Genomic DNA, 11,971 nt, shown 5'->3' on the forward strand with positions numbered 1-11,971 from the left:
AGCGTAAAAGCTCTCTGTATACTGTAAAGCTTAACTAGCAAATAAGAGAAAAAGAAGGGCCGCTTAGTATTTAAGCGGCCCTTCTTTATTTATAAACAACCGTTCATCAATAACATTTTGATTGATGCGTAAGGAGAGTCTTGTACTTATAGATAAATAACGTCATTATCACTGCATTATAAATTGTATTAAGTGATAAAGATGTTTTATATATTGAACCAGTTGGGCTGGCTGGCTTTTACCGTACTATTAATCGTTGTGGTTGTACTCTATGTCAGAATAAATCGACAGATTGGACAACTACGTCGTGATGTGGGCAAACTACAAATTCAGCTTAGAAACCAAAGAAACAGTAATGCCAGACGCTCATCTGTTCAACCAACTGACAACTTTATCTCTAGTAATAATCATGTAATAGCAGACAGCGCTGTTGACACTGCTAAACTGAATACAACCAATGAAACAAATACCACCGTGCATGCATGGCCACCATCACGCCCAACGACGCCTCAATCTAGCCTACAAGACAATACAGTATCCAGCACTTCTACTACTGGCATGAACGAAACGTTGAGCGTCATAAAAAGTAAAACGCCAACTGCCGCTATTCAGCCGGACGAAAGCTCCTTGCCGATCGTCACCTCGCTATTCCACTCTATTAAAAACTGGTTTTTCGGTGGCAATTTAGTGGTACGTGTCGGCGTATTGGTACTGCTGGTGGGCGTCGTATTACTGCTGCGCTTACTGAGTGATTATATTGAGATTCCAATTGCCTTTAAGCTCATGACGATAGGTGTCGCAGGGTTAGGATTGGCAGCACTTGGATTAAAGCTGACCGCAAAACGTTTCTCGTATGGGATTACCTTACAAGGCGCAGGCTTAGCCATTGCTTATCTGAGTACCTTTTTTGCTTATAGTGTTTATGAAATCATTCCGAGTTTACCGAGCTTTATCGGGCTTGGCATATTGTCCGCTATCACTATTGCGCTCGCCGTCCGTCAGAACGCTTTTCCTTTAGCCTTACTGTCATTATCTGGCGGTTTCTTTGCGCCGATCTTGACCAGTGATGATACTGGCAGCTTGATCACCTTGTTCAGCTATTATCTATTATTGAACGTCACGATTGCCGTCATCGCTCATTATCGACCATGGAAAATATTGAACTTATTCGGTGTGACGGTAACCTTTGGCTTGGCCTACTACTGGGGCATAAGTGAGAACTTAACCGCCATCATTGAGACACAGCGTTGGTCATTGGTGATATTGGTTACCTTACATTTACTGCTTTATCTGTTTGTCGTCATTCGCTACGCGCAACAAATCATCGCCTATAACATTCTTAATGAAGAAAATTCCTCTCATACAGATAACGCAAACAACGCAGATAACGTGGGCAAAATCCATTCAGAAAATAACGGCTATGTATTTCCCATTGATACAGGCTTACTGTTTTCAGTACCGATATTGGCATTTGGCTTATTTGCTGCCTTATTAGATGACATACCTAACGCTTTAACCATTACTAGCGCAGTTTTAGCAGTCATTTATTTAGGACTTGGCTGGTTGTTTGTCCAGCGCAGTCAGCGTTATGCCTTAATTACCGAAGGCATGTTGGCATTAGGGTTTGGCTTTTTGGCGTTGGTCATTCCGTTGGCATTAGATGCCGAATGGATTGCTTTTGGCTGGTCGGTACAAGGATTGGCACTGGTGTGGTTCGGACGACGCTCGCTACGCGCTTGGTCAGTGTTATTTGGTTTACTATTGCAGCTAATCAGTATAGGCATGTTGATGATAAAGGTGGTCTTCGCCGTTCAAGACTACCAAACATTGGCCTTAACCATTTCGGCTATGGCTTATCTAACCACTGTGTTTATTTTACGCGCTAGCAACTCGCCGGCTATTTTAAACGTCGGCTTAGATAGCAACTTAGATAGCAACTCGAATAGCAACTTAGCGCACTCTCAAGAGCAAACCACCACGTCAGATTCGATAGTAACCTACGCCAACGCACTGGGTATCAGCACCCAAGCCGCCCAGCAATGGCTAACCTCAATCAATAGCCAAAGCAACGTCTTTAACCTTGTTTGGCGCAGTCCTCTATTAATACGGCTTTTAACTTTTACTGCTATGGCTTGGCTGCTACAAGTATTATTGCTCGATTTTAATCAATGGTTTACCAGTTGGCAGTTAGCAACGACGACTTTGATTGCAATCGCAGCACTGATCAGCTTGAGTACTTACTGGGTCATCAATCGTTATCGCTCGTGGGCAGAGATCAGACAGTTTAGTCACGGCTTATTAGTGGTGTTTTATCTAATGCTTGCTCTACAGCTACCGCAAAAATTCGAATTTCATTTAGCATGGCAGACAGCAGATTGGTTGTTATTTACTGGCCTAATCATTGGTGGGTTGGTCATCGGACAGTTGTGGTTAAAGACGTGGTACGAGCATTCAGAATTGTCACGCTACGATGGCGCGAGCTGGTTGGGCGCTGGAATTTTAGTCATCGCTGCCGCTGCTCATTATGGACTCGCAGATTCAGCTGGGGTGATGGCTATCTTGATTCCAGCCATTTTGATATTAGCAGGATTATGGTTCAGCTATCGTGATTCCGGTTATCTTCAGCAAAACACGCAAACGCATGAAGTGTCAAATCAAGGTTCGCTGTACTGGTTTGATTGGCAACAAGCGCTATTCAAATGCGCTGCTATCTTCGCTGCTATCGCCTTGTTTTGGGTCGTCATTACCAACTGGTCTTATGACGGTGTGATCTGGGAACTGCCTTACTTCCCACTGCTAAATTTATACGACATTACCTCATGGCTCGCGCTATTCGTTGGTTGTAGTCTATATTACATGAGCCAACATCGCCGCGATAAGGGGCGCGTTGCATCAAATACCAATGTCAAATCCAAGCGCGTATTCACTGCTGAGAATTTGCTAATTATATTGGGTCTGATCAGTTTTTGGTTGATATCTAGCATGTTGGTCAGGACGCTACACGCCTTTATCGCTACACCGCTATGGACTACAGACGCATGGAGTAGCGAGCAAGTACAGACGGGGCTAACCATTTTATGGACGCTCTTGGCATTAGTCGCCACCATCATCGCCAGTCGCTACTGGCAGCGTGCGCTTTGGTTTATGGGCATCGGGCTACTGGGTATCGTTGTGCTTAAATTGGTCTTGGTAGATTTATCACAGACTGAGGCGATTTGGCGAGTGATATCCTTCCTTGGTGCAGGCAGCTTGATACTGTTAATTGGTTATCTTGCCCCATTACCACCCGCGCACGAGGAAATAGAAAACCAAAATTAGGCGTAATGACAAATCTGGTTAAGTGAAATTGTGCCGTGAGCAATGTGGTTCTGTAGTAAACTGGACACCATTAGAAAGTAAACGTTGATTGTCTTACTTTTAGCATTTTTTATAAAAGGTTATGAAAGCAGATGGATAAGAGAGTAAGTATTCAGTGGTTCCCTGGGCATATGAACAAAGCCCGTAACGAAATCAAAGAAATCATGCCGCAGATGGATTTGGTCATCGAGGTCATCGATGCGCGTATCCCTTATAGTAGTGAAAACCCAATGGTTGCGGCATTGCGCGGCGAAAAACCTGTCATCAAAATCCTGAACAAAGCCGACCTTGCTGATCCAGAATTGACCCAAGCGTGGATGGAATATCTTGAGCAGCAAAGCGGTGTCAAAGCCATTGCTTGCGATACCGAGAAAGCCAACGATGTAAAACGTATCATCGCCATCTGTAAACAACTGGTGCCCAATAAAGTTGGCACAGGTCGCCAAATCAAAGCCATGATTATGGGAATTCCAAACGTTGGCAAATCCACCTTGATTAATACGCTAGCGGGACGCGCGGTGGCAAAGACAGGCGATGAACCTGCCGTGACCAAGTCGCAGCAGCTGATTAAGCTGGACGATGACATCATGCTCTATGATACCCCCGGAATGCTATGGCCAAAAGTCGAAAACGAACACTCTGGCTATCGTTTGGCAGCGACTGGTGGTATTCGTGATACGGCTTTTGACTTCGCTGATGTGGCCAGTTACACCGCTGAGTACTTGATGCATGCCTATCCTGAGCTGCTAAAAACTCGCTATAAAATTGAAGAATTACCTAAGACAGATTGGGAGTTTTTTGAAGTCGCTGGACGTAATCGCGGTTGTGTACGTTCGGGCAATAAAGTCGATACTTACCGCATGTCTGAGATTCTCGTGAATGAATTACGTAGCGCTAAAATTGGGCGTATTACGTTAGAAACGCCAGCAATGACCGAGGCTGAAGAACTCGTGGTCGCTGAACAAAGACTCGCTACAGAAGAAAAAAGAATTGCTAAAGAAGAAGAGAAGCGTTTGCGTCGTTTGAAAACACGGAAGAATCGGAAGTAGGGTTGATAAACGTAAAACCAATCATTTAGAAGTGAAAATCTTCCCGTCAGGCAAAGAAACCACCCCTAGCAAATAATAAAATACCAACCCATGTTTCTTTGCCAATGGTGCAATTACTCTAGCAGCTTCTTGCATATTACTATCTGGCAGCGGTAGAGAGACAGCAAACGTATTCTGTAGCTGTATATGAGCGACTATTGCCCCAAATACTAGCGATAGCTCGAATGATAAATCACCTTCATGGGAAAATTGCTGTAGCTCAGTGGCGAATTTTAATGTTTTTTCGCTATGAGCGCTGACTTCTACCTCTAGAAGCTGCGGTAGTAATACACCAGCGCTATCATATGAGTCTGGTAGATACTCATCACCATCACCCAAACTTGCATCCCAAACATAAAACAGAGCATATTCAGTCATAACTGGCTACTCCAATGGCTCTACGGTAGATAAAATCTCTAAAAGCCTATCCCAGCGCTCATTCATTCTATTCTTAACATAGTCGTTTGGTGAGTTATCAATAAGTTCACGATACTGTATGATCAAATCATCATAGTCCTCTCGACCTGCAAGTTTGGCTAGAATAAGTTGTTTATCCACTCTTTCACCATGGCTGTGCCCTCTTGCAATCTTATCATGCAGTAACAAAAAAAGCTGATTGTAGCTGTCTATTTTATCTACTTCATCCAGTTTACTGGCAAACTCAGTATTAATAAATTCAGGAATCTGTTTTTGCTTGTCTGCAAAGTTTTTATCGCATACATTAATGTAATCTAGCTTTAAATAAGGAAACTGCTGACTAAGCTTAGTTGGCGCCGATACTTTATCATAAATCTTTGCAAAAGCTGGTGACACAAAATAAGCATGAATTTTTAATCTAAAATAGCCGTTCTTACCTTCTGCTCCTCCAGTTAGTCGCACGTGACCGTAAGGCGTTGCCTTAGTGCATCCATCAACTTTAAGATAATCAATATCGTTAGCACTTGATATTTGGTTACTCTGATAACCATAGCGTTCTAAACAATCATGCATGAATGGGTGCAGTATTTTTTCAAAATCTTCTCTATCCCTGGGAACGTCTGCCTCTGGCTTATAAATATCAGCAGACTGTTTTGCCAGCGCCCGCTTTTCTTTTAGCAGTGCCATACCTCTTGCGATGTTAGGCGGATAGATCGTACCATCTGGATAGGCGACCATACCCCGAGTGTCATAAAACACTAGCCCTAATTCTTCACATAAAGGGGCGATAAGATCTAACGCTTCACCGTGCAGTGCTTCAGGTGTGGGTATGGCTACGCAAGCGGACTTAGGATGCTTTTTCATCTCTAAATTTGTATTTACGTAGGCTTCATAAAAGACTTCTGAATAATCCGAGGTTCTGGCCTCGTCCACGAGACGATCTGCCAACTCAATAATGTTTGGACTGATCTCATCCACTGGCTGCTGGCTCAAAGCTTCAAAGTCATGGGTTGCTTGCTCCCATGAGCTGTCTTTACTTGATGTACAAGTGACTTGCTGGATATCCCATACAAAAAAAGTTTGTGCTGACAATATACTCTCTCCTAAACTATTAATGAAAACAATGGTTCTACTTATATTTATTATTAAACCAACAATGAATAGTTAAACTATATTCTTCCATAAAAATAACAGACCATTGCATAGCGACCTGCATCACCCCATAAACGAAGCTAACCTTTTATAGTCTGATATTTCTTATTAATTGACAAGGATTATTCTTGCCTACTTTATTCTCTCAACCTGATTCATCTTTAAACTCTTTCGCTCCACGCCTGCTCGATTGGTTTGCCGAAAACGGTCGCCATGACTTGCCTTGGCAGCAGCACCAGACAGATACACCCAACCCTTATATCGTTTGGCTATCAGAAGTCATGCTGCAACAGACGCAAGTAACGACAGTGCTACCCTACTTTGCCCGTTTTATGGACAGCTTTCCGACAGTGCAGGATTTAGCAGCAGCGGACTGGGATACCGTGGCAGAGCATTGGGCAGGACTTGGCTATTATGCGCGGGCGCGTAATTTGCATAAAGGCGCTAAGCAATTGGTCGAAGTCATTGATGAGACGGGCAACTTTCCGCAGACACTAGCAGGATGGGAAGCGATCTCTGGAGTTGGCCCATCGACTGCTGGCGCGATTATGGCAATGGGCTTACATCATTATGGCGTCATTTGCGATGGCAACGTTAAACGAGTAATCACACGTTGGGCAGCGATTGACGGCGACATTACCAAGTCAGCCACGACCAAAGAGCTATGGGCATTGGCAGAACGTTTAACGCCTAGGGAAAACTCAGGACTATTTGCGCAAGCGATAATGGATATGGGCGCAACCTTATGCACTCGTAGCAAACCTGCTTGTCTTTTGTGTCCGTTAAAAGATGACTGCCTAGCCCATGCGCAAGGGCGTGAGACGGATTATCCAGTCAAAGCAAAAAAACAGCCTAAACCTAGCAAGTTTAGCAATGCACTGTTAATTAAAAATTCTAATGGCAATATATTGTGGTTACAACGCCCTGATAATGGCATTTGGGGTGGACTGTGGAGTTTGCCTTTGCAGTTTGTTGAAAAAATTGACGGTAAAGTAAGTGGCAAAACAACTGCTAAAAAATCAGAAGTCAGCGATGATAAACCATTAAAAGTTGCTAGCAATGAAAAAATTTATGAAACAGAATTTACCACTGCTGAGCAGATTATTAACGAGTGGTTAGATAAGCATAAATTGGCAGCAAAAGCAGTCAGTAAAACTTTATTAGACGACGCTCCTATTAAGCATTCGCTGACCCATTTCCATTGGTATTTAACACCGCAATCAGTCACTTTAAATGCTAAACAAACTGCCGAAATAACCGAAGCCTTACAAGCAGCAGAGATTAATATTCATTGGTTAAATGCTGTTGATGCGCAGGCAACGCTTGGATTGCCACGAGCGATGGTTAAGATTTTAGAATAATCATATAAGCTATATCTCCATACCAATCATGCTTAGACCAACTGATTAAAGAACCACCTCATACACCATAAAAAAAGCAACTCACAATGAATCATGAGTCGCTTTTCCTATTTATGAAATACTAGAAACTTAAGACTTTGGCACTCGCAAGCGCATCAATCCTTCCTGCTGCACAGTGGCAACCAGCTTACCATCTTGCCAGAACTGCCCATGGTTTAAGCCCTTTGCATTAGACGTGGTATCACTCCACATGTCGTACAACAGCCAATTATTTAAATCAAAATTGCGATGAAAATGCATCGAATGATCGATACTGGCCGCTTGTAAGCCGCTGGTCATAAAGCTGACACCGTGCGACATCAGGCCGGTTCCCACCAGATAAAAATCAGAAGAGAACGCCAATAGTGCTTGCTGGATAGCAATGGGCTGCTTGCCAAGCTCACGAATGCGCAACCAGTTCGCCTGTTTAGGTTTCATCGGCTCTGGATGAATCGGATCGCGCGGCTTGACCGGCTTAATCTCAACATGACGACGACGCATAAAACGGGCTTTGAGCGCGTCTGGCACTTTACCGACATACTCTTCTTTTAAATCCTGCTCAGCGAGCAAATCTTCAGGCGGCGGATAGACTGGCATATCTTCTTGATACTCCAAGCCCTCTTCCATCGGTGAAAATGAAGCAATCATTGAAAATATCACTTGCTCAACTGGTGGCTTGCCACGCACTTCTTTATATTGAATCGCGGTCACTTCACGCGCAGACAGACTACGACCGTCACGTAGGCGGCGCACTTGATAAATGACGGGCTGAGTGATGTCCCCACCCCGCAAAAAATACCCATGCAGTGAGTGACAGGGTTTGTCTTTATCTAGTGTATGCGCCGCTGCCATGATGGCTTGGGCAAGCACTTGTCCACCAAAAATACGACTGCCGACATAATCGTGGCTTTTACCCTCAAAGACATCAGGGGTGACCTCGATAAGCGCCACCGTAGTCAGCAGCTCATCAATCAGTTGCGAATAATCGGACATGACGATATGTTTCCTTATTTTTATCAAAAACGCTAAGCATCTAAAAATGGGCATCTAAAAACATGCATCCAACGATATCAATATGATATCGAGCAAGATCCTTTGCGGTTGAATGTAAAATAATATGAAATCACTTGCTGAAAATACACAAGAGAGATTTTAGAACAAAAAATACCGATGAAGTATCGCAATGATTAAACATTCATTATTCGGCAAGAAGGCCAACATCTTACCCAAAATTGCGAGCTTTGACTAGATAATGGCGGTGTATCCACCAGTATCCGTCTAATGCACTAACTTAGCGACTAAAGCACATAGGGTCTGTTGAACATTCAAATGTGGTACTGGCAGTGGCTATTTTTTAGACAATACGCAGTGAAATTTTTGACGCCTAGTCGTTCTAGGGTAGACAATTTCGCCATGTATTGGCAAAAAATAGCCCTACCCTGAAAGGCTGATGCTAAAATCACCCCAAACGTTGTTGTAAACCTAGCTAAGGTCTCGACATTATCGTCGGTTTACGCCTGATTTGATAAAATGTTTGATGCGACTTTAGCGATCAGCAGTCCTAATATTTGAATGTTCAACAGACCCTAATATCAATTATGATAAATGAACAAAAAAGCGAGACGATTAAACACCTCGTTTTTATATCAGACTTTTAACTTATGGTTTTACTGCCACTAGCACGCGGATAGAGTCTGGCACTAGCGATAAATTACTCAAGGCTTGCTCGCCTTGGGCTTTTAGCTGCTCAAGACGCTCAATCTCTGCAGGACGAACGTTAGGATTGATGGTTTGTAGGTGCTTTAGGCGTTTGATTTCACGTGACCACTGTTGGCTAAAGCGGGCGCTCGCCTGCTCACCAATCTCAGCAAGCTGCTGACGGGCAATGTCTTCGGCTTCATAATAACGCTGCTCAATCACATCTCCACGTACTTTAATCACTTGGCGGGCACGGTTTTTATCCAGACGCTCAATATGCGGCATGATCATATCGGCACTGATACGCGCGGATAAATCACTGCCTTGCTCACTGATAAATACACGGATATTTTGTGTCGTCAACGTCGCTGGCAAATTGAGCAATCTCGGCGCAATCGCTTCGACACGGAAATTCACTTCGAGCAGTACCATACCTTGTGGCACAGCAGAACTTTTTAGCATCGCAACCGTGGTATTACCAAAAGTGCTGGTACTTGCCAGCTCATAGATAGCGCGCATCAATGGATGCTCATGAGTGATGAATTCGATATCTTCACGCTGTAGTGCTTGCTCACGCTCAAAGGTCAAGGTCATACCGTCTTCATCACCAAGTGGCAAGCCATCGATATAATCACTAATCTCTGTGCTATCAATCGGGGCAATCACCCACGAGCCATCGCGCTGGATATTGTGATCAATATTGGCTGAGGCAAAAAAGCGCTCGATAAACTGCGGCAATAGATTATGACCATCAAAATCACGCATGGCGTCCGCGATACGACCAGCGACACGGGGACGGCACGAGTTATATTCTAATAGGCGATCACGACCCGCTTGTAGCTGCGCCTCTAGCCCCAATCGCGTCTGTTGTGCTTCTTCAATAATACTTTGTAGAATTGTACGATTAGCATCGGTATCCGCGCCTTCAAGCATCGGCTTAAGCTCTTGGATATACTGCTCTTGCACGCTCTGCGCGGTCGGTGAAATCTGATTAAACATATTCAGCGCATCGTGATACCAATGATACAATCGCTCTTGCGCTGTGCCCTGTACATAAGGCACGTGCAGCATAATTTGTTGTGTTTGTCCGATACGATCTAAGCGACCGATACGCTGCTCCAAGGTATCTGGATTGGCGGGTAAATCCCATAGTATCAGCTGGCTGGCAAACTGGAAGTTACGACCTTCTGAGCCAATCTCTGAGCACAATAATATCTGTGCGCCTTCACTGTCGGCAAAGAACGCTGCTGCTTGGTCACGCTCAAGTAGCGTCATTTGCTCAGTAAAGATAGCCGTCTTAATGCCTGCATGCAGACGTAATACCGCCTCCAAGCTCTCAACGGTCGCGCCACTACGGGCAATCAATAGCACTTTTTTGTGCTTAAGCTCACCGCGCAAAATCTCGATCAACCATGGCACACGTGGATCGTCTTCTAGCCAGCCACCATCAGGTTGATTTTCTTCGCCCCATAGCTGCTCGCGCAATTTGCCAGTGGTTTGATAGCTGTCTATCCATGCGGCAGGTAATGCCAGTGGATACGGCTGGCTGCTACGACCATAAAACCCTTTGACACTCTCACGAGTATTACGGAATAAAATACGGCCTGTACCATGACGATCTAGTAGCTCATTGAGCGCATGTGTGCGCAGTTTTTCATCATCATTAATCGTTGCCAACTCATCCATGCTGATGTCTAGCAAACTGCTTAAGGCGGCAATTTGACTGTCACTCAAAGGCTTATCTTCGATTAATACACCAGCGACAGCAGCCGTTTCAGCAAAAGCTTCTTGACCATCGATAAATTCATCTAGATCATCAAAGCGATCTGGATCGAGCAAACGCAATCGAGCAAAGTGACTTTGTGCCCCAAGCTGTTCAGGCGTCGCTGTCAGTAGCATAACTCCTGGCGTCTCTTCGGCAAAGTCAGCAATCAAGTCATATTTATCGTTGCCACCTTGCGCCTCGTCCCAATGCAGATGATGCGCCTCATCGACGACCAATAAATCAAACCCTGCATCCATCGCTTGATCATACAAGTCAGGATGGTCGAGCAACAGATCCATACCCGCAATGATACATTGCTCAGTCGCAAAGACATTTTGTTCAGGATCGTGTTCTTTAATGGCTGCCGCACGTACCAAATCAAACAGCGCAAAATTTAAGTTAAAGCGACGACGCAGCTCAATCATCCACTGATATTGTAGACTGTCTGGCACTAGGATAAGCACACGCTCAGCTTTGCCCGTTAACAACTGCTGATGAATAATCAAACCCGCTTCGATGGTTTTGCCCAGACCCACTTCGTCAGCGAGCAACACACGCGGGGCGATACGTTTGCCGACTTCGTGGGCGATATAGAGCTGATGCTCAATGATATCGACACGCGCGCCCATCATGCCTTTGAGTGGATGACCAGCAAGCGCCGATTGCATACGCAAGATATCTTGACGCAGCTCATACCAATCACCGCGCTCAATACGACCAGCCAGTAGACGCTCAAGCGGCTTAGCCAAGGTAATATTGGCAGCGAGACGGGTTTCCATAATGCCGCGCTCGTGTTCATCGACACCGTATTTAAGCACGCCCATCACTTCATCAACCGCATTGACTAGATAGCACTTGCCGTCTTGGTCATAAATGCTATCGCCAACTTTGAACACCACGCGTGATAATGGCGCGGAGTTTTTCGCATAGACGCGCGTCTCTTCACTTTGCGGAAATAAAATATGTACACATCGGTCGTCTACATCGATGACCACACCTAAGCCCAACTCGGACTCCGTATCAGATAAATAACGTTGACCAACGGCGAATTCGGTGCTGTGCAATGAAGCGATAGAGATAGTCATAAGGCGATG

General features: G+C 44.7%; 7 protein-coding genes. 3 read left to right on the forward strand and 4 right to left on the reverse strand.

What is annotated here, in order from left to right:
* Positions 1 to 201: 201 nt before the first annotated feature.
* Together J5X94_RS10375 and ylqF are read left to right on the forward strand one after the other, a co-directional pair.
* Complete coding sequence (locus tag J5X94_RS10375) at positions 202 to 3,318, forward strand: DUF2339 domain-containing protein (RefSeq protein ID WP_210541212.1); 3,117 nt, start codon at positions 202 to 204, stop codon at positions 3,316 to 3,318.
* Between the two features lie 131 nt (positions 3,319 to 3,449).
* Complete coding sequence (gene ylqF / locus J5X94_RS10380) at positions 3,450 to 4,406, forward strand: ribosome biogenesis GTPase YlqF (RefSeq protein WP_210541213.1); 957 nt, start codon at positions 3,450 to 3,452, stop codon at positions 4,404 to 4,406.
* A 21-nt stretch (positions 4,407 to 4,427) separates the two neighbouring features.
* Here the strand turns inward: ylqF and J5X94_RS10385 are convergent, their stop codons facing one another.
* Together J5X94_RS10385 and J5X94_RS10390 are read right to left on the reverse strand one after the other, a co-directional pair.
* Entirely contained in the window at positions 4,428 to 4,823 is a 396-nt protein-coding gene (locus J5X94_RS10385; RefSeq protein ID WP_210541214.1) for a hypothetical protein, read from the reverse strand.
* Positions 4,824 to 4,829: 6 nt separating this feature from the next.
* A complete protein-coding gene (locus J5X94_RS10390) occupies positions 4,830 to 5,954 on the reverse strand; it encodes a hypothetical protein (protein WP_210541215.1) in 1,125 nt (374 codons plus the stop codon).
* A gap of 188 nt (positions 5,955 to 6,142) precedes the next feature.
* Between J5X94_RS10390 and mutY the strand changes: the two genes are divergently transcribed.
* Complete coding sequence (mutY, locus tag J5X94_RS10395) at positions 6,143 to 7,375, forward strand: A/G-specific adenine glycosylase (protein WP_210541216.1); 1,233 nt, start codon at positions 6,143 to 6,145, stop codon at positions 7,373 to 7,375.
* Positions 7,376 to 7,504: 129 nt separating this feature from the next.
* Here mutY and J5X94_RS10400 read toward each other — a convergent pair whose 3' ends face one another.
* Positions 7,505 to 8,407, reverse strand: coding sequence for an acyl-CoA thioesterase (locus J5X94_RS10400; protein WP_010197837.1), 903 nt, complete (start codon positions 8,405 to 8,407; stop codon positions 7,505 to 7,507).
* Positions 8,408 to 9,073: 666 nt separating this feature from the next.
* A complete protein-coding gene (gene rapA / locus J5X94_RS10405) occupies positions 9,074 to 11,962 on the reverse strand; it encodes an RNA polymerase-associated protein RapA (protein WP_210541217.1) in 2,889 nt (962 codons plus the stop codon).
* Positions 11,963 to 11,971 lie beyond the last annotated feature (9 nt).

It is taken from the genome of Psychrobacter sp. K31L (assembly GCF_017942195.1).
GTDB lineage: Bacteria > Pseudomonadota > Gammaproteobacteria > Pseudomonadales > Moraxellaceae > Psychrobacter > Psychrobacter glaciei.